The following is a 23,176-nucleotide window of genomic DNA, read 5'->3' on the forward strand; positions in this document are numbered from 1 at the left end:
GTCCGGAGAATTCGTCTCCGCCCCTTAGCGGATACCGGCCGATCGATAAAGCCGCGATGGCTGGGCCACGGGCGAACACGCTGCAGGCTCGCCCAATGCCGGCAGGACAGAGGGGGGTGTGACGGATCGCAACCTTGGCAATTACCCGACAAACCCCACGCGCTTGTGGCTGCCATCGCAGAACGGCTTGTTGGCGGAGTGGCCGCAGCGGCAGAGGAAGGTGCGTTGTGTGCGGTCGACCGTGTGGCCGGTGCCGGTGACGATTTCGAGATTGCCTTCGAGCTTGAGCGGGCCGTTGGTCGTCGGCGTGACGGTCAGCGGGCCATTCCTGGCTTCCAGCGCCGGCGTGTCTTTCAGCGCCGGCTCGCCGGTGGCGGTGAAGCCCGCTTTGTTGTGGCTGCCGTCGCAGAACGGCTTGTTTTCCGAGGCGCCGCAGCGGCAGAGCGTGGCACGGTAAAACGTTTCGCCGCCCAGCACGATCTCGGCATGCAGGGCCAGCGGGCCGTTTTCCCTTATGCGCACAATGTTGACTACCGGCGGCTGTTCCTGCGGCCCGCCATCCTTGCGGACATAGGTGATGGCGCCGGACGGGCAGCCTTCGGCGAGCGCCACGATCTTCTCGACGCTGGCCGCCTCGGGGTGGATCCACTGGTCGGGCGCATTGGGCACGAAGACACGCGGATCGCCAAGCACGCAGTTGCGCGAATGGATGCAACGTTTTCCCGAAAAGCCGATCTCTATGTTTTCGCCTTCGACCACTGCCATGGGTGGGATCTCCTCTCGGACTACGCTATGGCGACGGCCAGGACGACGTCAAGGCAGCATTCTCCACCGTGAGGGCCGACCTCGGGCGCGGCGGGAAGGGAATTCGCATTTTTTGCTCGCAGCACCACATTTTGTTCTTGCTTTGTGCCGGCAGCTATGCTAGTAATCCGACTATGGTGCCAATTGGCTCCAACGACCCGCCCCACCGAGGCGGGTTTTTTGTTTCAGCTTTGAATTCCGGCGTTGCCGGCCGACGTTGGCGGGACAGCGCTCCGCTGCTATGGCCTCTGTACGACCACCTGGCCCACAAGGGTGAGGCAATCGCATACGGGAGTCCCCCTCATCCGGCCGCTTCGCGGCCACCTTCTCCCCGAGGGGAGAAGAGGCTGGCGCCAGTGCAGGCGACTTCCTCTCCCCTCGGGGAGAGGTCGGATTGCCCCGAATTCCCCTTCGCAATTCGGTTGGCAATCCGGGTGAGGGGGCGCTTGCCGGTGTGCAATAGCCCTCGAACAAAAGGGAGACAGTTCACGGAACCAGATCGATTTCCTCGGTCTCGCCGCCACTGCAGGTGTAGCAGCAATCGTCGCATTTTTCCGCGTTGGCCGGGCCGACACCCCAATAGGTATTCTCGTCACCATCGACCCAGGCGCCGTAGCAGATCGATTCGCCGTCATTGCAGGACAGCGGGATCGACTTGGTCTCGCCGTCGTTGAGATAATAATCCTGATTGTTGCCCGGCCAGACGTGGTCGCGGTCCTGGCTGTACAGTTCGACGCGCATGGCGTTGGGATGGCTGTTCTTGATCTCGAACGTGACATCGCCGGCATGCGCGACGGGCGCAAACAATCCGACGATGAACAGCGCAGCGGCAACGCGGCGCGCGAAAGCGTAAGACAACATGATGATTCCCCCCGGAATGAAACGGCCTGCTCGGCCGCGCGGGGGAACATGGCATGGCGGGTTGAAGGGTGGAAGAGGTGATTGCGGCATTTGCGTCGCAAGACGCGCGAGGCTGCCAAGGAAGACCCCTCTCCGGTTTGCTTCGCAAACCACCTCTCCCCACTTCGTGGGGCGAGGAAACCGCCAATCGCCGAAGCCTCACAAGACCTGGGTTCCTCGCCCCCACATGGTGGGGGAGAGGTGGCCGCGAAGCTGCCGGAGAGGGGCGGTCCGACGGGCTCAACGATCGGGCTTCAGCAGGGTCCATATCCAGCCGATGAATGTGAGCACCAGGAAGGGATATCCGGCAGCGGGCAGCGGCGCCGAGGTCGGCAGCAAAGGGGTGCCCCAGAGGATCAGGCCCACTGAGACGACGAACAGCACAGCCGCCACGACAGCGGTGAGCCGCATCCACAGGGCGAAGGTTTTCGGCGCGCTGACCATGACCAGCGCCGCCGCCCAGAGCGAGATACCGCCGACATAGGAGGGCACGCTGGCCTCAAGCCCCGCCGCATTGCCGGCGAGCAGCAGGCTCTCGCCGGCGAGAAAGGTCAGAAATCCGGCCGCCACGCAGTCATTGCCCAGCCGCTGATATTTCATCGTCAGCAGCGCGGTTGCTACCACCAGTGCGACGCCGTCGATCGTCCAGAGTGTTTCGCGAAGGGACGCGCTCTCGACGAAGGTGCCGACGAGGCCCATCGCGCCGCCGATGGCAAGGCCGATCGCGGCGATCGTGTCGGAGATAGCAGGGCTGGCGGGACGCATCGGGACCTCCCTTCCAAGCTCAAGGATACTTCAAGACGGGACCTTCTCCAATGGCGGCCCGCTGCCTAAAGCGAAGGGCATTGGCCGGCGCATATTTAATCGCATCGGGAGGCGGTTCGGTCAGCTCGAAATTGGGAACAGCCCGGCCACGGGGGAAATGGGCGTAACCCCGTTCAATCCCCCATCTTCAGCGCCTGGATAAACGCCTCTTGCGGGATATCCACTTTCCCGAACTGGCGCATCCGCTTCTTGCCCTCTTTCTGCTTGTCGAGCAGCTTGCGTTTGCGTGAGACGTCGCCGCCGTAGCATTTGGCCGTGACGTCCTTGCGCAGCGCCGAGATGGTCTCGCGGGCGATGACCTTGCCGCCGATGGCCGCCTGGATCGGGATCTTGAACAGATGGTTCGGGATCAGCTCCTTCAGCTTCTCGCACATCAGCCGGCCGCGCTTTTCCGCGGCCGTGCGGTGGACCAGCATCGACAGCGCGTCGACCGGCTCCTCATTGACCAGGATCGACATTTTGACCAGGTCGCCTTCCTTGTAGTCGGTGAGGTGATAATCGAAGGAGGCGTAGCCCTTTGAGATCGACTTCAGCCGGTCGTAGAAGTCGAACACGACCTCGTTGAGCGGCAGGTCGTAGATCAGCATGGCACGCTTGCCGACATAGGACAGATCGAACTGGATGCCGCGCCTGTCCTGGCAGAGTTTCAGGATACCGCCGAGATAGTCGTCCGGGGTCAGGATGGTGGCGCGGATCCACGGCTCCTCGATGGCCGCAATCTTGACCACGTCGGGCATGTCCGCCGGGTTGTGCAATTCCTTCACCGTGCCGTCGGTCAAAGCCAGGCGGTAGACGACCGAGGGCGCGGTGGCGATGAGGTCGAGATTGAACTCGCGCTCCAGCCGCTCCTGGATGATCTCCAGATGCAGCAAGCCAAGGAAGCCGCAGCGATAGCCGAAGCCAAGTGCCGCACTGGTTTCCATTTCATAGGAGAAGGACGCGTCGTTGAGGCGCAGCTTGCCGACCGCGGCGCGCAGATCCTCGAAATCGGCGGCGTCGACCGGGAACAGGCCGCAGAACACCACCGGCTGCGCCGGCTTGAAGCCGGGCAGGGCCTGCGCCGTCGGGCGCTTGTCCTCGGTGATGGTGTCGCCGACGCGGGTGTCGGCGACTTCCTTGATCGAGCCGGTGAAGAAGCCGAACTCGCCGGGGCCGAGCTCGTCGACATTGACGCGGGCGGGCGTGAAGACGCCGGTGCGCTCGACCAGATATCGGGCGCCGGTGCCCATCATGCGGATGGTCTGGCCCTTCTTCAGCACGCCGTCGATGATGCGGACCAGCACGATGACGCCGAGATAGGCGTCGTACCAGGAGTCGACCAGCATCGCCTTCAGCGGCGCCGCTATGTCGCCCTCGCGCGGCGGCGGCAGATCGTTGACGATGGCCTCGAGCACGTCCGGAATGCCAAGCCCGGTCTTGGCCGAGATCAACACGGCGTTGGAGGCGTCGATGCCGATCACCTCCTCGACCTGCTCGCGGATGCGCTCGGGCTCGGCCGCCGGCAGGTCGACCTTGTTCAGCACCACGACGATCTCGTGGTTGTTGTCGATGGCCTGGTAGACATTGGCCAGCGTCTGCGCCTCGACACCTTGCGAGGCATCGACGACCAGCAGCGAGCCCTCGCAGGCGGCCAGCGAACGCGACACCTCATAGGCGAAGTCGACATGGCCGGGCGTGTCGATCAGGTTGAGGATGTAATCCTCGCCACTATTGGCGCGGTACTTCAGCCGCACCGTCTGCGCCTTGATGGTGATGCCGCGCTCGCGCTCGATGTCCATCGAGTCCAGCACCTGCTCCTTCATGTCGCGCAGCTCCAGCCCGCCGGTCGACTGGATCAGCCGGTCGGCAAGCGTGGATTTGCCGTGGTCGATATGGGCAACGATGGAGAAATTGCGGATGTTTTTGATCGGCGTGGTCATGCGGCGCGCTTTAGCAGGGGCACGCTGCATGGGCAAGCGGCGGGGCGCGGGAGCGGCGGCGGGGGCCAAAGTCGTTAAACTTTGATCCATGAGATTAGAGCATAGTTTGCGCCCGGCGTGATAGCCCACCGGTCTATCGCCGTTTCGGGGGATCGGAATGCCGCTGTCCGCACGCAAATTTCTCAACTCGGTGAGCGGCTCGTTCGCGCCAATGCTCGCCATCTTGCTTATGCCGATGGTTGCCGCATTGGGTTTTTCCATCGACTATACCTCGGCGGTTTCAACCAGGGCCTCGATGCAGAACGCGCTCGATGCCGCGTCGCTGTCGATCACGACGCTGGAGACGACCACGACGTTGGCGGACCGCCAGGTGAAGCTGCAGGAGGCATACCTGGCCAATGGCGGGCAAGGCACGGCCAAGCTCGACAGCTTCGTCGTCGCTACCGACGGCGCTGCCAGCATCAAGGCTTCGGCTGGCTTCGCCATGCCGACGAGTTTCATGCAGATCGTCAAGATCAACACGGTGCAGGTCGGCGTCGCGTCGGCGGTGACAAAGCGGCCGGCATTGGTGGAGGCCACGTTCAAAGTCGATAAGATCTCGGGCTATTGGAACAAAACGATGACGCTCTATGGCACCAAGTTTGGTGACACGCTGGCTAACAAGCTGATGAAGATCGACTACACATACAACGGTTATGGCGACCCTAAGGGCTACGGCACAGCCAGCGTGTATACGATCAACGGAACGACGACCACGCTGGTCCAGCAGCAAGTATGCACGACCGCCACGGTGCTCAGCTTCTACGGCTTGCCCAGCACCACGATCACCCAGACCGACTCATACGGCAGGAAATACGCAACCACCTGCGTCAGCACGATGTATCCCGCGACGAGTGCTGGTGCGGTGATCGACGTCAGCCAGATGGACCAGCTGTACCTGCGGATGGATGTGCCGTCCGGCAATCCATCCGTGCTCAAATCGAACGATCCGGCGACATCGAACCGGCTTTACGCCGACGGCGTCGAAATTGCGAACGGAGAAACCGTCGATATCTTCACGCTCGTGCCATGCGGCCAGAGCAGCAAACAGGCTTGGGAAGATGGCGGCAATCCCGTACCGGCAGCCATTTCGAATGCCGACTTCTTCTACACGGTGACCGGCAAGTGCGCCTTCAACAAGCGGCCTTCGGAGACCGTGCTTACACAATAGCCGGGCCAAGTGCCGATCTCCCCCCGTGTGGGGGAGATGGCCGGCAGGCCAGAGGGGGCGCTGTCCCGCGGCTCTCGTAATTTGCAAATCTGGCAACCTCCAATCCGCTTGGCCCATCCTAGCATCGAGTTGGCGTTACTCGGCGTCCACGTAGGATGACGCTCGGTGGCGCCCCCCTCTGTCCTGCCGGACATCTCCCCCACAAGGGGGGAGATCGGATGTCGCCTCGGCTCTCGCCAATCCCTAAGACGAAAAAACTTGGACTTCTCCTCAATCACGAAGCGGTGATGCTGTAACGAACCGTGCGTCGGCGGCGAAGTTTGGACATGGAACCGCACATGAGGACAGCGATGACCGGATCGAAACGCAGCACGGCCCTTGTCGGGCTTTCCCTGGCACTGTTTTCGGCAATCGGGTTTTCGGCAACCAGCGCGGCTGCCGGCCAGACGCTGACCGTCGTCGAGTTGTTCACCAGCCAGGGCTGTTCGTCCTGCCCGCCGGCCAATGCCAATCTGATCAAGGTCAAGGACCGGCCTGGTGTGCTGGCGCTGTCCTTCAACGTCACCTACTGGGACTATCTCGGCTGGAAGGATACATTCGGCAAAGACGAATTCACGCAGCGTCAGGTCAGTTACGAGCCGTCGCTCGGCCGTTCCGGCCCGTTCACGCCGCAAGTGGTGGTCAACGGCAAGGCCGATGCCGTCGGCGCCAGGCCGGGCGAGATCGAGCAGCTGATTTCGAGCGGCGGCCACGCCGACGGACCTTCGCTGTCGCTCGCCGGTGGAAAGGTCAGCATCGGCGCCGGTCCGGTGCCGGGCGGCAGGGCCGATGTCTGGCTGGTTCACTACCGGCAAGGCGTCGTCGAGGTGCCGGTGGCGCGCGGCGAAAACACCGGGCGCACGCTGCCGCACGCCAATGTCGTGCATTCGCTGACCAGGCTGGGCAGTTGGACCGGCGACGCCACCGCGCTGCCGTTGCCGGCCGCTGCACGCGGCCTCAGCACCGCGGTGCTGGTCCAGGTGCCGGGCGGCGGGCCGATCCTCGGTGCCGCTGCGAATTAGAACCCGTTCCGAATTTGCGCAACGCCGCAGCGGCACCGCCGCATGCGATCAACCCTGCCATAACCCAAGGAGACCACCATGACCAATCACCTGACCCTGGCGGCACTCGCCCTCGCACTTTGCTCGACGGCGCTGTTCACCGGAGGCGCGGCGCGGGCCGAAGATGCGATGAAGCCGGCGATGGCGATAAACGCCATGAAGCCGGCAACCGATGCCATGAAGCCGGCCGGCGCCATGGCGCCTGATGCAATGGCCACAACTGCGATGAAGGCGGGCGATCCGATGAAGGCCGACTGCATGGACAAGGCCGCCGCCGAGACGGACGCCATGAAGAAGGCAGAGGCGACCAAGGCCTGCGATGCCATGGCTCCGGCCAAATAGGCGATGCGCACAGCAATGTGAGAGCCCGGCGGACCTATCCGTCGTATAATCCACACCAGCATCATGGGAGATCAGACATGACCGGAGCCCTGAAACGATCGTCGATTTTCGCAAAAACAGCACTTGCCGCGCTCATTCTCACGGCCGCCGCTGCCGTGTTCTGGCAGACGCCGGCAGTCTCGGCCGAAGACGCGGTGGTGATCCCGCCGCCGGCAATGGACGAGAAGGCCACCGCCGGGACCGAAAAGGCGGTCTTCGCCGGCGGCTGCTTCTGGGGCGTCCAAGGCGTGTTCCAGCACGTCAACGGCGTAACCAGCGCGGTCTCCGGCTATGCCGGCGGCGACAAGGACACGGCCGTCTATGAAATGGTCGGTACCAGCCGGACGGGCCACGCCGAATCCGTCGAGATCACCTATCAGCCGTCCAAAGTCACCTATGGCCAGCTGCTGCAAGTGTATTTCTCGGTCGCGCACAATCCGACGCAACTGAACTACCAGGGGCCGGACAGCGGCACCCAGTACCGCTCGACGATTTTTGCCGAAAACGACACGCAGAAAAAGATCGCCGAAAGCTACATCGCCCAGCTCGACAGGGCCAAGGTGTTTGCAAAGCCGATCGTGACGACGCTGGAGACCGGCAAGACCTTCTATCCGGCCGAGGACTATCACCAGGACTTCCTGACGCTCAACCCGACCTATCCCTATATCGTCTACAATGATCTGCCCAAGGTCGAGAATCTGAAGCGGCTGTTCCCCAATCTCTACAGCGAAAAGCCGGTGCTGGTGCTGGCCGCCAACAAGAGCTGATTTTTTGCGCCGGCGGGCGCGACGGAGAATAAGCGTCGGCGATCCTTCGCACCCCCCTCTGTCCTGCCGGACATCTCCCCCGCAAGGGGGGAGATCGGCTATCACCTCGACCTTCGCCAAATCTCCAACGTTCAGGACGAGCGGAGCGCTGAAACTGCTAATCTCCCCCCTTGCGGGGGAGATGGCCGGCAGGCCAGAGGGGGGTGCTGTCCCGCCAACGTCTCGAAACTACCTCCCCTTTTTCCAGGGCAGGCTCCAACGCACTTTCTCCAGCGTCGCCTTTGCCTCGGCCGAGTCCGGGTCGGGCTCTGTCTCACGATAATGCGCCGAGCCCCGAGGCGGGTAGGCAAGCGTGTTGTTGAGGGCAAATTTGTCGATCTGGCTGAACTCGGGGAAAGGCAGGTTTTCCGCCTCGCGCCAATCGCTGACCCTTTTCTCCGCGGCGATGCGTTTTTCGTCGTCGACCGCAAGATCGGTGGCTCTGTATTCCAGTGACGAAGGGAAGGCGAACTGCGCGCCGGCATCATCCATGATGTTGATCATGGACAACAGGATGTCCTCGCGGATGGCTTGGAATTCGGCCACGTCGGCGGTTTTGACGTAGGTGAACACGTCGATGTCGAGCGAATAGGCGCCGAAGCCGGCAAAGCGCACGCGGCATGGCTCGTCGATGACGCGCGGATGGGCGATCAGCAGCTTGCGCAGCTCGGCCAGGACGTAACGCAGCTGATCGGGCGTCGTCTCGTAGCGCAGCTGCAGCGTCGTCGCGAACCGGGTGCGGTCGCGATGCGCGTAGTTCTCGATCTGCATGCCGGCGAAATCCGAATTCGGCACCGAGATGATCGTGCGGTCGAGCGACCGGATGCGTGTCGAGCGCATGCCGATATGCTCGATCGTGCCGGACTGGTCGCCGAACTTGCAGAAGTCGCCGACGCTGACCGGCCGATCGGCATAGAGCGTCAGGCCGGAGAGGAAGTTCTGCAGCGTCGGCTGCGCCGCCAGCGCCACCGCCAGACCGCCGATGCCGAGACCAGCAATGACGCCTTCGTAGGGAATGGCGAGCACTTCGGCCAACAGCAGGAAGGCGACGACCAGCACGGCGACGCGCGCGACGCCGGTGGACAGCGAAATCAGCGTGTCGTGGTAGCCGGGCACTTGCCACAGTCCACGATAGTGTTCGGCGACCTTGCCGATCAGGTGCCAGACCACCGGCACGGCACCGATCACGATCAGGCTCCAGGCGATTGCCTTGACCGGGGCGGCGACCACTTGCGGCAGACCGAGCGGGCGCAGCGTCAACAGCAGGAAGAACCCAAGCACGATCGAACGCACCGCCCATTCGACGATGCGGAAGAAGGCCGAGCTGTCCGTCCTTCGCACAATCAAGGAAATCAGCGCATTGGCGATGAAGCCGAAAACGATGCCGGCCACTGCGGCAAGGCCGAGCATCCACCACTGCCAGTGCTCCATCGGTCCGGCGCGGGTGAGCAGGCCGGGGCTGATCTCGCGGGCGAGGCCACGGGCGATGAAGAACGGGTCGGTGCTGGCGAAGGCAGCGAACTCCGGCGCCACCGGCACGTCTTCCACGTCGGCGTAGAGCGCGCGGATGTGGACGAGCGTCTCGGGCGTGAACTGCCAGATCTTGCCCTTCTCGGTCTCGACCGGGCCGATGACGATGTTGCCGGCGGGATGCTCGAAATAGATGAAGGGGGTGTTGCTCTTCGGGTCGTCGGGGATCTCCTGCCAGTAGACATAGCCGATGCGGTCGATGACCTTTTTGAGATAGCGCTCGAGCAGGAACGCCTCGTCGCCGCGCACCGCCTGACTGTAGTTGCGCAGGTCGAGCGCCGCCTGTGCCGGATCGCCGGCCTCGGTGAGGCCGCTCAACAGTACCTTGAACGTATCGCGTGGCGAGGCGAGCCTGCTCGGATCGTCGACCATGTCGACGGCTTCGCCACGCGCTTCCTGGAATTCGGCGAGCTTGGCCTGAAGCTGGCCAAGTGGCGGCCCGACGATAGACCACTCGCCATTCTTGCGGCGAAAGGTGAGATCGAAGGAAACCCTGGTGCCATATTGCGGGAGCGTCGCCGTCACCTCGTCGCCGGCAATCGTATCATGCGGCAGGCTCCACAGGCGGAACGTCGCGTTGTCGATGACGGTGAACAGGAGCTTGGTGTAATCGGGCATGTTGAGGCCGCCGCGGTCGGCCTCGGTGACGTCGACGAGGCCCGCTGCCAGACCGGCAAGACCCATGCCGCCGCCGGTCGCGCGCGGCACGTTGTCGGCGCCGCTCTCGTTCATCGTCTGCAGGAACGAGCGCATGGTGCTCATCGGGCTCGACTGGTCGACACGGACGTCCTCGACGGCGCTGACGCGCACGCCTGTCCACCATTCGGCGGTGGCGACATCGAAACGGCCCATGAAGCTTTCGCCGTCAGGCGACTGGACGAAGGTGAAGGCGCCCTGGCGGTCGCCTTCGAACCAGTGGCCGACAAGCTTGTCGCCTTCGGCCTTCGCCTCGATACGGCCGCTGTAAAGCGGGTAGACGCCCTTTACGTCGGCGCCGGTCTGCTCGAACTTGATCTGGGCGCCGCCGCCGCGCCATTTCGTGTCCCACACGCCGGTCCAGCTGGCCGCGTCCTGCGCATGCGCCTGCGGCATGGCCGGCAGCAGGCCTGCAAGCGCGAGTGCGCCGACCAGCGCGACCGTCCGGATCAGCATCAGCAACAGCCGATCCTGTCTCGCCGCAAAAAAGGGGGTCATTCTGTTGCCCTTCTTCTGCCGGCGATTCTGCTGGGCCGGCCAGAGAAGGTTATTCCGCTTGAAGATGAATATTCTGTTTCGGCCGGCGCCGGCGAAGCCGGTCAGTCATAGGTCAGATCCGTCGCCTTGCCGCCGAACACGCGGTAGGCAAAGAACGAATAGAAGATGATGATCGGCAGCACGACGACTGTCCCGACCAGGATGACGGCCAGGCTTTCGGGTGCCGAAGCAGCCTGCCAGATGGTCAGCCGGTCGGGCACGACGAAGGGGTAGAACGACCAGGCGAGCCCGGCAAAGCCAAGCGTGAAGATCGCGGCCAATGTCAGGAACGGGAGCAGCGCGTGGCGATCGTCGGGCTTCGGCAGATGAAAGGTCTGGCGCCACAGCCACAGGAACAGCACTGCCGACAGGATCGGCAACGGCGACAAATAGAGCATGGCCGGCCAGACGAACCATTTGTCGAAGATGCGCGCGCTGGCAAAGGGCGTGGCCAGTGATACTGCAACCATGCCGAGCGCGGTCAGCACCAGTGCCGTGCGCAGCCACAGCACCGCTTTCTTCTGCAAGTCGCCTTCCGTCTTGTAGATGACCCAGGCCGCGCCCATCGCCGCGTAGGCGGCGGCAAGGCAGAGCGCCACGAGCGCCCCGAAAGCCATGCCGCCAGGGCCGACGTCGAGGCCGAGCACATAGACGCCGAGCATATAGCCCTGCGCCAGCGACGCGATGACCGAACCGAGGAAGAAGATGCGGTTCCAGCGGTGCTTCCTGCCGGCCGGCACTTTGGCGCGGAAATCGAAGGCGACGCCGCGCAGGATCAAGCCGACCAGCAGCACGAAAACCGGAATGTAGAGCGCGGTCAGGATGGTGCCGTGCGCCAATGGGAAGGCGACCAGCAGCAGGCCGACCGCCAGCACCAGCCAGGTCTCGTTGGCGTCCCAGAACGGGCCGATGGCGGCGATCATCGTATCCTGTTCGGTGTCTTCGGCTGCGGCGAACAGGATGCCGATGCCGAGATCGAAGCCGTCGAGGATGACGTAGATCAGGATGGCTAGGCCCATCAGGCCGGCGAAGATCAGAGGCAACAGGGTCGGCCAGTCGAAGCTCATGATGTTTCTCCCGGTTGCGCAACCGGCTGCGACAGCGGCCTGTTCATGACGCCCGGCAGCGGCGAGGTGTCACCATCCTTCGCCGCCTTCAATGCCAGATGCACCAACACGCCGAGATAGGCGATCAGCAGCAGCACGTAGAGGATGAGATAGACCGCGAGCGACAGCGCGACATGGCTGCCGGCGACCGGGCCGACAGCATCGGCGGTACGCAGCACGCCGGTGACCAGCCAGGGCTGGCGGCCGATCTCGGTGGTGTACCAGCCGGCCAGCGTCGCCAGCCAGCCGGACAGTGCCATCGGCACCATGACCAGCGCCAGCGGCTTAGGCAGGCTGTGGCGACGCTTGAGGAAGAAGGCCGCCGACCAGGAGACGACGAGCATCAACAGGCCGGTGCCGACCATGATGCGAAAGCCCCAGAACACCGGAAACACCGGAGGATGGTTGCCGGCATAATCGTTCAGCCCCGGTACGATGCCGCCGGCGCTGTGCCTGAGGATGAGGCTGGCGCCGTCGGGAATGGTGAGCTCGAACCTGTTCTCCTTGGCCGCTTCGTCGGGAAGCGCAAACAGCACCAGCGGCACGTTGGGACCGGTGTTCCAGTTGGCCTCCATGGCGGCGATCTTCTGCGGCTGATGTTCAAGCGTGTTGAGGCCGTGCTGGTCGCCGGCAAAGATCTGGATCGGGATCAGGATCGCGGCGGCGAAGACACCGGTGCGCAGCGCCTTCCACATCGATTCCGAGCGATCGCCGTAGAGATAGCGCAGCGCCGACAGGCCAGCGATCAGGAACGAGACGGTCAGCCCCGAAGCAAGCAGCATATGAACGAGCCGGTAGGGCATGGACGGATTGAAGACAACGGCCCACCAGTCGGTGGCGTGCGCAACACCATCGCGAATTTCGAAGCCGGCCGGCGTCTGCATCCACGAATTGAGGGCGATGATCCAGAAGGCGGACAGAGTGGTGCCGCCGGCTACCAGCACCGTCGCCAGCGTGTGGACGCGGTTTGAGACGCGGCGGAAGCCGAACAGCATGATGCCGAGGAACGCCGCCTCGAGGAAAAAGGCCGTCAGGATCTCGTAAGCCAGCAGCGGGCCGGCGATGTTGCCGACCGTCTCCATATAGCCCGGCCAGTTGGTGCCGAACTGAAAACTCATGGTGACGCCGGAAACCACGCCCATGGCGAAGGACAGCGCGAATACCTTAACCCAGGTGAAATAAGCGCGCATCCAGGCGGAGTCGCCTGTCGCGTTGTAGCGGAGCTTGAAGAACAGCAGCACCCAGCCGAGCGCGATGGTGATCGCCGGGAACAGGATGTGGAACGAGATGTTCGCGCCGAACTGTATGCGCGACAGGATGAGCGGGTCCATGGCGGCTCCAGCTGCTGCTTGTTTGTACAAGGATAGGCTTCATGCGCCGGGCGGTCAAAGCGGCGTCCCGCCGCGAGGCGGAACGCCGCAGTGCCGGTTAATCTGCTTTTGCGTGGAATTTTGCTGGACGACCAGGCGGGTGTTGCCTATTCCGGCGAACCTCGATGTCCAGAACTGTCAGGAGCGCCATTGACATCCGGATTTGCGCACCGACATTCAGCGGATTAAATCAACAACTCTGTTTCAAGCAGCCGTTTTCAGCCATGCAGCCGATCATCTCGATTTCCGGGGTCACGAAGACCTACGCCACCGGCTTCAAGGCGTTGAAGGAGATCAATCTCGATATCGTGCGCGGCGAGATATTTGCGCTGCTGGGGCCGAACGGCGCCGGCAAGACGACGCTGATCTCGATCGTCTGCGGCATCGTCAACCGCTCGTCGGGCACCGTCACGGTCGACGGCCATGACATCAACCGCGACTACCGCGCTGCGCGCGGCCTGATCGGGCTGGTGCCGCAGGAACTGACCATCGATGCCTTCGAGAGCGTGTGGGCGACGGTCAATTACAGCCGCGGCCTGTTCGGCAAGCCGGCGGACAAGGCGTTCGTCGAAAAAGTGCTGCGCGACCTGTCGCTCTGGGACAAGAAGGACGCCAAGGCGATCACGCTGTCCGGCGGCATGAAACGCCGGCTGATGATCGCCAAGGCGTTGTCGCACGAGCCGCGAATCCTGTTCCTCGACGAACCGACCGCCGGCGTCGATGTCGAGCTGCGCCAGGACATGTGGGCGATGGTGCGCCGGCTGCGCGAAGACGGCGTCACCATCATCCTGACCACGCACTACATCGAAGAAGCCGAGGCGATGGCCGATCGCGTCGGCGTCATCAACCGCGGCGAGATCGTGCTGGTCGAGGACAAGGCCGAGCTGATGCGCAAGCTTGGCCGCAAACGGCTTGTGCTGGAACTGCGCAGCCCGTTGGCCACCGTTCCCGATGCTTTTTCGCACTACGCGCTGGAGCTTTCGCCCGATGGCGGGCAGCTGACCTATACCTATGACAACCAGAGCGAACGGCCGGGCGTCGCCTCGCTGATCCGCGAGCTCGAGGCGGCCGGCATCCAGTTCCGCGACATCGATACGGAAAACAGCTCGCTCGAGGAGATCTTCGTCAATCTGGTGAGGAAACAGGCATGAACCCGCGCGCGGCCATGAACCTTCATGCGGTATGGGCGATTTATCGGGTGGAGATGGCGCGCGCCCTTCGCACTGTGCTGCAGAGCATCGTTTCGCCGGTCATTTCGACGTCGCTCTATTTCGTCGTCTTCGGCTCGGCCATCGGCTCGCGCATCACCGAGATCGACGGCATCAGCTACGGCGCCTTCATCGTGCCGGGGCTGATTATGCTGTCGCTGCTGACGCAGTCGATCTCCAACGCCTCCTTCGCCATCTACTTTCCGAAATTCGTCGGCTCGATCTACGAATTGCTGTCGGCGCCGGTGTCCTATCTGGAGATCGTCATCGCCTATGTCGGAGGTGCGGCGACAAAGTCGATCGTGCTTGGCCTGATCATTTTGGCGACGGCCTCGCTGTTCGTGCCGCTGACGATCGAGCATCCGTTCTGGATGCTCGCTTTCCTGGTGCTGACGGCCGTGACCTTCAGCCTGTTCGGCTTCATCATCGGCATCTGGGCAAGAAGCTTCGAGCAACTGCAGCTGGTGCCGCTGCTGATCATCACACCGCTGACCTTCCTCGGCGGCAGCTTCTATTCGATCAACATGCTGCCCGGCATCTGGCGCACGGTGACGCTGTTCAACCCGGTGGTCTACCTGGTTAGCGGCTTCCGCTGGAGCTTCTACGGCAAATCCGACGTTTCGGTCGGCGTCAGCCTCGGCATGACGGTGGTCTTCCTGCTTGTCTGCATAGCGATCGTCGCCTGGATCTTCAGAACCGGCTACCGGCTGCGCAACTGATCGATTGGCCTTGCCAAGCAAAGCAGCCTTATCGATCAACGGAAACAGCACTGAGTGCAGCCCCTGCAACGATAGCCCCTTGACCTTCATGTTTTGTTATATATCATGTTATGATTTATCGCGAGGCGGATTGGCCTATGGAAGACGTCATACGATCGCTTGGCTTCCTGTGCCTGGGCAGCAGGATGAAGCGTATAGGCGAGCAACTGCAAGCGGAGGCGCAGCGCCTTCTCGACCGGCTGGATGTTCCGGTTCAGGCGAGCCAGTACCCACTGCTGGCCGCGCTCGACAGGCTAGGCCCCCTGCCTGTCGGGGAACTGGCGCAATCCCTTGGCATCGCGCAGCCAGGCGTAACGCGAAGCGTCTCGCTTCTCGCCGAGTTGGGATTGCTCGAGGTCAGTCCGTCGATCGATGACCAGCGGCGCAGGATCGTCTCCCTCACCAGGGACGGCCGGCGGCTGGTCGATGTCGCAAAGCGCGAGGTCTGGCCGCGCATCGAGAACGCCGTCGCGGATCTGTGCGCGGATCTTTCGGGGCCGCTTCTCGATCAGTTGGCCGCCATCGAGGACGGCCTCGCCGCGGCTCCTCTCGACCGTCGTGCACCAAAACCGAGAGATGCCGTGCAATGAAACACCTGCTTGACCGCCCGATCTGGAGCGCGCTTCAGACGCGACATCAGGCCTTCGCGCAAGGTGGCAACCTCGCCAGGCGATATCGGCCGTCGATTGTTCCTTTCGCCGCCACTGGCGCGGACGACGCGGAAAGCCTGCGGGCGCTCGAAAAGCTTGTCTCCCCGGGCGAGAGTGTGATCCTGCTTCAAGCGGACGCCATTGCTCTGCCCACGGGGCTTTCCGCGACTTCGACCGCGGCCGGGGTTCAGATGATTGCCGAGCAGCCATTGCAGATCGTGTCCGACGGGCGCGTGCAACGTCTGACGCGAGACGACGCCGCTGAGATGCTGGCTCTGGCGTTGGTCACCAAGCCTGGCCCATTCACGCTCGAAGCCTTGAGCCTGGGCGATTTTTGGGGTGTGAAAATCGAGGGCAGACTTGCAGCAATGGCCGGCGAGCGCATGAAGCAACCTGGCTATACCGAACTCAGCGGAGTGTGCTCACATCCGAAATTTCGCGGCGGTGGCCTGGGCAAGCTGTTGTCCATATTCGTGGCAAACCGGATAGTGGCGCGCGACGAAATTCCCTATCTCCACGCTTATGCCAGCAACGCCACGGCCATTAGACTTTACGAGTCCATTGGCTTCAGGTTGCGAAGCACAATGAATGTGGCCGTGGTTCAGCGCACCGAATGATTCGTCGGCGCATAATGCGTAGCATGGATGCATCCCGCATCGGGAAAGGAAGGATTTCGTATCGCCGAAATCCTTCCTTGAGACTGCAAGACCTTGCTGCGTGTCAGACCGCGATCTTGCCACCACCTTGCCTGGTGATGGCAACGACCGCCGGCCGCACCGGCATGTCCGGCTTGAAGTCGGGCCAGCGGGTCGACAAATCCTCATAGTAGGACGGACGGCCGAAAGCCTCCCAGTCCTCGCCACCGTCGCCTGGATGCTGGACGGCAACGAAAGCGGTCTGGTCGTCCGGCGCAAACAGGGGACCACACATTTCGGCGCCGATCGGCACGCGGAAGAACAGTTTTGAGGTCGCCCGCGCCGGCCCTTCCGTATCGACCGCCCACAGACCGTCGGTGCGGCCAGTGGCCTTCGGACCCTGACCGTCGGTGGCGACCCAGAGGCGGCCGGTCGAATCAACCGCGCAATTGTCCGGCATGCCGAACCAGCCATTGGCCGTGGTTGCGGTCGAGAAGGTGGCGCCGACTGCCGCAACCGAGGGCTCACCGCATTTCAAGAGCACCTCCCACTTGCCCTTGGTGGCGGCAAAATCGCCACCGTCCTCGACGATCTCGATGATGTGGCCAAAGGCATTTTCGGCACGCGGGTTGGCGGCGTCGACCTGATCGGCCTTGCGCTTCGAATTGTTGGTCAGCATGACATAGACCTTGCCGTTGGCGGCATTGGGCTGGATGTCTTCAGGGCGGTCCATCTTGGTGGCGCCGAGCAGGTCGGCGGCGCGGCGCGTCTCGATCAGCACGTCGGCCTGGCTGGCAAAGCCGTTCTCCGCCGTCAGCGGCCCTTGGCCGAAGACGATCGGCAGCCATTCGACCGAACCGTCGTCGGCAAACTTGGCGACATGCAAGGTGCCGTCGTCGAGCAAATCCATATTGGCGGCGCGGTCGTCCGGATTGAACTTGCCTGTGGTGACGAACTTATAGACATAGTCGAAGCGCTCGTCGTCGCCGAGGTAGAAGACGACACGGCCATCCTTGGCGACGATCGATTCGGCGCCCTCATGCTTGAAGCGGCCCATTGCGGTGCGCTTCTTCGGCACCGAAGTCGGATCCTGGACGTCGACCTCGACGATCCAGCCAAAGCGGTTCGGCTCGTTCGGCTCTTTGCCGATGTCGAAACGGTCGTAATGCGCTGCCCATTCATAAGCACCTTCGGGAATGCCGAGCCGCTTGTAATTGGCCGCTTCCTTGTGGCCTTGCGGCAGCTCGCCCGAGAAATAGCCGTGGATGTTCTCCTCGGCCATGACATAGGTGCCCCACGGCGTGACGCCGCCGGCACAATTGTTGACGGTGCCGACGACTTTCGTGCCGGTCGGGTCGGCGCTGGTCTTGACGCGGTCGTGGCCGGCGACGGGGCCGGACAGCGCGATCTCGGTGTTGGAGGTGATGCGGCGGTTGAGCTTGCCGTCGCGAACGACCTGCCATTTGCCGGCTTCCTTGCGGATCTCGACAATGGTGCCGCCATGCGCGGCCATCTCGACGTCGACTTGTTCCTTGCTGAGAGGCGCCTGCTTGGCTTTGCCATCGACGATGGTGACGAGGCCCGGAAACATCAGGTGCGGATTGGTGTATTCGTGGTTGACCACCAGCAGGCCGTGCTCGGCCGAGCCGTCGATCGGGATATAACCGACATAGTCATTGTTGTAGCCGAATTGTCTGGCCTGGGCTTCCGCCGACTGTTTTGTCGGATCGAATTCCGGCGAATCGGCGAACAGCGGATCGCCCCAGCGCAGCAGCACGTCGGCGTCATAACCGGGTGCAACGTGATGCTTGTCGTCGATGCCGGCCTCGAGCTCGTCGAAAGCGAAGGCGGAGCCTTCGGCGGCGCGGGCGTTGTCGGCGGTGATCAGCGCCAGCGGGCTGACGGTAGCGGCTATGGCCGAGACGGCAAGCGAGCCGTTGAGGAAGCCGCGGCGCGAGAACCGCGCGGCGATGATCTCACCCATGGTGCGGTTGTCGCTGGGATTGGCTCCTGGCCCATCGTTTTCCTCGAGCAGGCTGGTGCGGAAATGGGCGTCAGGGGTGCGATGTTCGGTCATAGGGGCCTGCCTCTGGCTGGATGGATTGCTGGAGCGTGTTGCCTGGCCAATCCGGTATCGCCGGCAGGTCACAGTTTGATGACATGCCGGCTAATTGCCATCTGCGATTTCGTGCCCAACATCAGCCCCGCTTGACCGCGACCGGCGCTTCGGAAACAAGAGCTGCGGCAGGCGCGCAAGGACCGCATCGGGAGGAGCAAAAAGTGAGTTTCTGGGGACTTGGGCAGCTCTGCATTTCGACAGTGATCTTCCTGCTTGCGGCGACGGCGGCGAAGCAATGGGGACTGGCGCCGAGCTTTGGCAAGATCGTGCTGACGTTGGCGCTCTATTCGCTCGGCAATCTGATCATGCTGAGGCTGATCCGTGAATTCGGCATGTCGGTGTCGTTCAGCCTGTCAGCGGTGATCCAGCTGGTGTCGGTGAATGTGGTGGCGCTGGTCTTCTTCGGCGAGCGCGTCAATGCCTTGCAGGCGACCGGCATCATGCTTGCCATCGCAGCTGTGGCGCTGATCACGCTCGGACCCTATCTGCAAAGGCTGTAACTGCGATCGGGCCGATGAAGAAGACCGCAAGCAGACTGCGCAACTGGCTGGAGTTCCCGGTTCTGCTGGCCGGGCTGATCATTGCCGGCGGGCTGTGGGGGTTCGAGGAGCTAATGGAGATGGCGCGGGCCACTACGCCGCATGCCTTCGATACCGAAATCCTGCTTGCCTTCCGCAAGGCCGGCCAACCCGACAATCCGATCGGACCGGCGTGGCTGGAAGGAGCGATGCGCGACATCACCAGCCTCGGCAGCGCCAGCGTGTTGGTGCTGATCACGGCAGCAATGATCGTCTATCTGCTCCTCATCCGCAGGCCAGGCGCGGCGCTTCTCATGTTCATCGCGGTAGCGGGCGGCCAGGTCCTGTCAAGCGTGCTCAAGTTCGATATAGATCGGCCGCGCCCCGATCTGGTCTCGCATCTCGCCGACGTGGCATCACTTTCGTTTCCGAGCGGCCACGCCATGCTGTCGGCGGTGACATATTTGACGCTGGGCAGCATGGCGGCGCGGTTTTTGCCCGGGCGGACAACGAAGATCTATGTGCTCGGTCTGGCGGTGCTGACGACGGTGGTGGTCGGCATCAGCCGCATCTATCTCGGCGTCCACTGGCCCTCCGACGTATTGGCCGGCTGGTGCGCCGGCTTTGCCTGGGCGATGCTGTGCTGGCTTGCGGCCCGGTTCCTGCAGCGATGGCTCGGGCGGGCCGGCGGCACCTGACTCATGTCAGTCGATTTGCGGTCAAATCAGCCTGTTGATCAGGCCATGACCGCAGCCTGCCAGCAGGAAAACCATCGACAGCAAGGCTGTCGAGGTCGCCAACGCATTGAATATCTTCACCTGCTCATCCTTTTTGAGTCGTTGCCTGTGAAATCGGGATCGCAATGGATGTCCCGCCAAACGATGCCGAAATTGTAGCATGCTAGCGCATCGGCTGGCAAAGAGTGCTGCATGTTTCACATATGCAAGATGATGCTTGAACCATCATAATGAAGGTATTACACGTGATATCGCAGACTCAGACGGGGGTTATGGCCGATGATCACTGCCGCGCAGATGCGTGCCGCGAGGGCGCTGGCCGGCATCGATCAGAAGACGCTCGCCGAGCGCGCCGGGGTTTCGCTTCCAACCATTCAGCGCATGGAAGCGAGCGACGGCGTGGTCCGGGGCGTGGTCGATACGCTGATGAAGGTCATCCAGGCCCTTGAAGAGGCCGGGGTCGAGCTGATCGGCGACAACCAGGCGAGCGAGCGTGGCGGCAGGGGCGTTCGCCTCAAGCCTGTCACGCCGCAGAACCCGCAAGGCTGACGGTACTGCCGCATCGCCGAAAATCGAAATCGATTTTCGGATAGTCCAATGCGCGGTTCAAAAGTGTTGGAGCGTACCTGTGCGTCGATTTGGACGCACGCCGCTCCAAGTCGCGACGGCGACCGCCGACAGTCCTGCCGACGATCCCGCCGCCTCCTTGGTTTCATGGGGAAGGCACTCGATGGATCAGACCCGGCGGGCAGTGCATCAACCGGCACGGCCGACATTTTCCGAACTGTTCACGCCGAAGCTGGTGACGGTGCTGCGCGAGGGCTATACGCTCGCGCACTTCAAGGCGGATGCCATCGCCGGGCTGACTGTCGCCATCGTGGCGCTGCCGCTGTCGATGGCAATTGCCATTGCTTCAGGCGTGACGCCGGAGCGCGGGCTCTACACCTCGATCATTGGCGGCTTCCTGGTCTCGGCGCTTGGCGGCAGCCGTTTCCAGATCGGCGGCCCGGCCGGCGCCTTCATTGTGCTGGTGGCTGCGACGGTGGCGCGAGTTGGCGTCGACGGCTTGCTGCTGGCGACGATGATGGCCGGCCTGTTCCTGCTTGCCATCGGCTATCTCGGGCTTGGCACCTACATCAAGTTCATCCCGTATCCGGTGACCGTCGGCTTCACCGCCGGCATCGCCGTCATCATCTTCTCCGGCCAGATCGTCGAACTCTTCGGGCTGAAGCTCGCCGGCAAGGAACCGGGGCCGCTGGTGCCCAAGCTGATGGCCATCGGCGAGGCGGCCGGAACGATCAACCTCGCCGCAACCGCGGTGGCGGCACTGACCATCATCACCATTGCGCTGTTGAAGCGGTTTCGGCCGAAGTGGCCGGCCATGCTGATTGCCATCGGGCTGGCATCACTCGTCGTGGCATTGCTCGCCATGCCGGCCGAAACGATCGGCACGCGCTTCGGCGGCATCCCGCGCAGCCTGCAATGGCCGGCCTTCCCGCCGCTCAGCCTCGACAGGATAATCGACGTGCTGCCGGACGCCATCGCCTTTGCGCTGCTCGGGGCGATCGAATCGCTGCTGTCGGCCGTCGTCGCTGACGGCATGACCGGAAGGCGGCATCGCTCCAATTGCGAGTTGGTGGCGCAGGGCTTCGCCAATATCGCCTCCGCCTTGTTCGGCGGTATCTGCACCACCGGCACCATTGCCCGCACCGCGACCAATGTACGGGCCGGCGCGCATGGACCGGTCTCAGGCATGATGCACTCGGCCATCCTGCTTGCCCTGATGCTGGTGGCGGCACCGCTGGCCAGCTATATCCCGCTTGCAGCACTTGCCGGCGTGCTGGCGGTGGTGTGCTGGAACATGTTCGAGAAACAGGCCTTCGCCACCTTGCTGCGCGCCTCGCGCGGCGATGCGCTGGTACTGATGGCGACGTTCCTGATCGTCATCTTCCGCGACCTGACTGAAGGCATCGTCGTCGGTTTTGCGCTGGGCTCAATCCTGTTCATCGACCGCATGGCCAAGAGCATCGCGGTGGAGGCGGACCATCAATCCTTGGTGCAGGAAGACGTCGCCGACCGCGCCAGCGCTTATGATTCCAGCGAGGCGAGCGATGCCGATACTGTCGTCTACCGGATATCGGGCGCCTTCTTCTTCGGCGCCGCCTCGACCGTCGGCACGGTGCTGGACCGCATCGCCGACCAGCGCAGGAACTTCATCCTCGATTGTTCGGCGGTGCCGTTCTTCGATTCGACGGCGGCCAATGTCATCGAGGGCGCGGCCCACAAGGCCAGCCGCGCCGGCGTTCGCTTCATTATATTAGGCGCTTCACCGCAGATACGCCGCATGCTGATCAACCACGGCGTCAAGCGGCCGCTGGTGACTTATGCCGCCTCGATCACGGATGCGCGGGCGCAGCTGAAGAAAGCCGCGCCCGCCGCCTGAGCCGATGGCTGGCTTAGTCGAGGCCTAATGCCGCGATCTCGCCGTCGTTCATCAGCGGCACGAAGATTGTCGACTTGCCGTCGGTGCCGATGTCGGCGCTGCCCGGCTTGAACGTCGCAACCGCTTGCGGCGTGCCGCCGGCTTTGTAGCTGTAGAGCGTGCCGGTCATATACGCGGTGGCGTAAACGCTGCCGCCGATGGCGACGACGCCATCGAGGTTAGCGAACTTTTCTGCGCCGGGCAGTGACGCAATTGCCTTGGTGGCGAGATCGACCGAGAGCAGGCCGCCCGGCTCCGCGGTGCTGAAATCGGGCTTGATGCCCTTGCCCCAGGAAGCGACGATCAGCCGGCCGCCATCGGCGAAGATGCCATTCGGCGAAGCAAGCGCCGCATCCCTGACGAACAGTTCGGGCCGGTCGCCGTCGATGCGATAGATCGTATCGGCAAGCATATCTGTGACGTAGACCTTGCCGGACGCGTCGGCGGTCACGTCGTTGAGGAAGACCGCGTTCGGCAAGTCGATCGTCGATGTTAGCTTGCCGCTTGCGAGATCGACGACGCGCACATGGGTGAGGTCGGCGACGTAGAGTTTGCCGTCGGCAATCGCCATGCCCTTGGGCGCGTCCATGCCGTCGGTCCAATGTTGCGTAACCATCTTGCCGTCCACAGACAGGACCGACAGGTATCCATTGCCGTCGGCGTCGCCGGGATTGCCAACGATATTGGAGATGATGATGCGTTTGCCGGCGGCATCGAACAGCGCCGATTCCGGTTGCTCAAGCCCGGTAGCGCGCCAGAGTTCGGCCGCCTGAACTGCCGGCGCGGCGGCGATGCCGACCAGAGCGAGAAGTATCGAGGTGAAGAGGCTCTTCATGGCTAGTCTCCTGTAATGGAATGGGGGAGAGCTAGGCTTTTCGATACTTT

General features: G+C 63.1%; 21 protein-coding genes. 12 read left to right on the forward strand and 9 right to left on the reverse strand.

Annotated features, from left to right (window positions below):
* Positions 1 to 141 precede the first annotated feature (141 nt).
* The 4 genes from NKJ09_RS25380 to lepA form a co-directional block, all read right to left on the reverse strand.
* Positions 142 to 765, reverse strand: a complete 624-nt coding sequence (locus tag NKJ09_RS25380) for a CDGSH iron-sulfur domain-containing protein (protein ID WP_352481394.1) — start codon at positions 763 to 765, stop codon at positions 142 to 144.
* 525 nt (positions 766 to 1,290) lie between these two features.
* On the reverse strand, positions 1,291 to 1,665 hold the full coding sequence (locus tag NKJ09_RS25385; protein ID WP_502896353.1) for a hypothetical protein: 375 nt from the start codon (positions 1,663 to 1,665) through the stop codon (positions 1,291 to 1,293).
* Between the two features lie 279 nt (positions 1,666 to 1,944).
* On the reverse strand, positions 1,945 to 2,469 hold the full coding sequence (locus NKJ09_RS25390; protein WP_352481393.1) for a hypothetical protein: 525 nt from the start codon (positions 2,467 to 2,469) through the stop codon (positions 1,945 to 1,947).
* A gap of 173 nt (positions 2,470 to 2,642) precedes the next feature.
* Positions 2,643 to 4,448: a translation elongation factor 4 gene (lepA, locus tag NKJ09_RS25395; protein ID WP_352481392.1), complete on the reverse strand. Its 1,806-nt coding sequence runs from the start codon at positions 4,446 to 4,448 to the stop codon at positions 2,643 to 2,645.
* 157 nt (positions 4,449 to 4,605) lie between these two features.
* Here lepA and NKJ09_RS25400 point away from each other — a divergent pair, with 157 nt between their 5' ends.
* From NKJ09_RS25400 to msrA, 4 genes are all read left to right on the forward strand, one after another.
* Positions 4,606 to 5,658, forward strand: coding sequence for a TadE/TadG family type IV pilus assembly protein (locus NKJ09_RS25400; protein ID WP_352481391.1), 1,053 nt, complete (start codon positions 4,606 to 4,608; stop codon positions 5,656 to 5,658).
* 350 nt (positions 5,659 to 6,008) lie between these two features.
* The gene (locus tag NKJ09_RS25405; protein ID WP_352481390.1) at positions 6,009 to 6,719 is read left to right on the forward strand and encodes a DUF1223 domain-containing protein; all 711 of its coding nucleotides are present in this window, start codon (positions 6,009 to 6,011) and stop codon (positions 6,717 to 6,719) included.
* 78 nt (positions 6,720 to 6,797) lie between these two features.
* Positions 6,798 to 7,100 (forward strand): hypothetical protein, encoded by a 303-nt coding sequence (locus NKJ09_RS25410; protein WP_352481389.1) that lies wholly within the window; start codon positions 6,798 to 6,800, stop codon positions 7,098 to 7,100.
* Positions 7,101 to 7,177: 77 nt separating this feature from the next.
* Positions 7,178 to 7,906: a peptide-methionine (S)-S-oxide reductase MsrA gene (gene msrA / locus NKJ09_RS25415; RefSeq protein WP_352481388.1), complete on the forward strand. Its 729-nt coding sequence runs from the start codon at positions 7,178 to 7,180 to the stop codon at positions 7,904 to 7,906.
* Positions 7,907 to 8,134: 228 nt separating this feature from the next.
* Here msrA and NKJ09_RS25420 read toward each other — a convergent pair whose 3' ends face one another.
* The 3 genes from NKJ09_RS25420 to NKJ09_RS25430 all read right to left on the reverse strand — a co-directional run bounded on the left by NKJ09_RS25420 (position 8,135) and on the right by NKJ09_RS25430 (position 13,145).
* Positions 8,135 to 10,669 carry a mechanosensitive ion channel family protein gene (locus tag NKJ09_RS25420; protein WP_352481387.1) on the reverse strand — a complete coding sequence of 845 codons (2,535 nt, stop codon included), beginning with the start codon at positions 10,667 to 10,669 and terminating at the stop codon, positions 8,135 to 8,137.
* Between the two features lie 101 nt (positions 10,670 to 10,770).
* Entirely contained in the window at positions 10,771 to 11,775 is a 1,005-nt protein-coding gene (locus tag NKJ09_RS25425) for a cytochrome d ubiquinol oxidase subunit II (RefSeq protein WP_352481386.1), read from the reverse strand.
* Positions 11,772 to 13,145, reverse strand: coding sequence for a cytochrome ubiquinol oxidase subunit I (locus NKJ09_RS25430; protein ID WP_023718884.1), 1,374 nt, complete (start codon positions 13,143 to 13,145; stop codon positions 11,772 to 11,774). Before NKJ09_RS25430 ends, NKJ09_RS25425 begins: the two co-directional genes overlap by 4 nt.
* 263 nt (positions 13,146 to 13,408) lie before the next feature.
* On the opposite strand from NKJ09_RS25430, the gene NKJ09_RS25435 reads away from it, so the two are divergent.
* The 4 genes from NKJ09_RS25435 to NKJ09_RS25450 all read left to right on the forward strand — a co-directional run bounded on the left by NKJ09_RS25435 (position 13,409) and on the right by NKJ09_RS25450 (position 16,417).
* Complete coding sequence (locus NKJ09_RS25435) at positions 13,409 to 14,335, forward strand: ABC transporter ATP-binding protein (protein ID WP_023718883.1); 927 nt, start codon at positions 13,409 to 13,411, stop codon at positions 14,333 to 14,335.
* Between the two features lie 14 nt (positions 14,336 to 14,349).
* The gene (locus NKJ09_RS25440) at positions 14,350 to 15,111 is read left to right on the forward strand and encodes an ABC transporter permease (protein ID WP_023718882.1); all 762 of its coding nucleotides are present in this window, start codon (positions 14,350 to 14,352) and stop codon (positions 15,109 to 15,111) included.
* 137 nt (positions 15,112 to 15,248) lie between these two features.
* The gene (locus NKJ09_RS25445; protein ID WP_023718881.1) at positions 15,249 to 15,740 is read left to right on the forward strand and encodes a MarR family winged helix-turn-helix transcriptional regulator; all 492 of its coding nucleotides are present in this window, start codon (positions 15,249 to 15,251) and stop codon (positions 15,738 to 15,740) included.
* A complete protein-coding gene (locus NKJ09_RS25450; RefSeq protein WP_352481385.1) occupies positions 15,737 to 16,417 on the forward strand; it encodes a GNAT family N-acetyltransferase in 681 nt (226 codons plus the stop codon). Before NKJ09_RS25445 ends, NKJ09_RS25450 begins: the two co-directional genes overlap by 4 nt.
* 103 nt (positions 16,418 to 16,520) lie before the next feature.
* Here the strand turns inward: NKJ09_RS25450 and NKJ09_RS25455 are convergent, their stop codons facing one another.
* Positions 16,521 to 18,512: a PhoX family protein gene (locus tag NKJ09_RS25455; RefSeq protein WP_352495451.1), complete on the reverse strand. Its 1,992-nt coding sequence runs from the start codon at positions 18,510 to 18,512 to the stop codon at positions 16,521 to 16,523.
* Positions 18,513 to 18,715: 203 nt separating this feature from the next.
* On the opposite strand from NKJ09_RS25455, the gene NKJ09_RS25460 reads away from it, so the two are divergent.
* From NKJ09_RS25460 to NKJ09_RS25475, 4 genes are all read left to right on the forward strand, one after another.
* A complete protein-coding gene (locus NKJ09_RS25460) occupies positions 18,716 to 19,054 on the forward strand; it encodes a hypothetical protein (RefSeq protein ID WP_352495450.1) in 339 nt (112 codons plus the stop codon).
* Between the two features lie 14 nt (positions 19,055 to 19,068).
* Entirely contained in the window at positions 19,069 to 19,770 is a 702-nt protein-coding gene (locus tag NKJ09_RS25465) for a phosphatase PAP2 family protein (RefSeq protein WP_023718877.1), read from the forward strand.
* 318 nt (positions 19,771 to 20,088) lie between these two features.
* On the forward strand, positions 20,089 to 20,358 hold the full coding sequence (locus NKJ09_RS25470; RefSeq protein ID WP_023718875.1) for a helix-turn-helix domain-containing protein: 270 nt from the start codon (positions 20,089 to 20,091) through the stop codon (positions 20,356 to 20,358).
* 181 nt (positions 20,359 to 20,539) lie between these two features.
* Positions 20,540 to 22,252: a SulP family inorganic anion transporter gene (locus NKJ09_RS25475; RefSeq protein WP_352495449.1), complete on the forward strand. Its 1,713-nt coding sequence runs from the start codon at positions 20,540 to 20,542 to the stop codon at positions 22,250 to 22,252.
* A gap of 13 nt (positions 22,253 to 22,265) precedes the next feature.
* Here the strand turns inward: NKJ09_RS25475 and NKJ09_RS25480 are convergent, their stop codons facing one another.
* On the reverse strand, positions 22,266 to 23,126 hold the full coding sequence (locus tag NKJ09_RS25480) for an SMP-30/gluconolactonase/LRE family protein (RefSeq protein WP_023718873.1): 861 nt from the start codon (positions 23,124 to 23,126) through the stop codon (positions 22,266 to 22,268).
* Positions 23,127 to 23,176 lie beyond the last annotated feature (50 nt).

The sequence above is a fragment of the Mesorhizobium sp. M0189 genome, from assembly GCF_040322135.1.
In the GTDB taxonomy this organism is placed as follows: Bacteria; Pseudomonadota; Alphaproteobacteria; order Rhizobiales; family Rhizobiaceae; genus Mesorhizobium.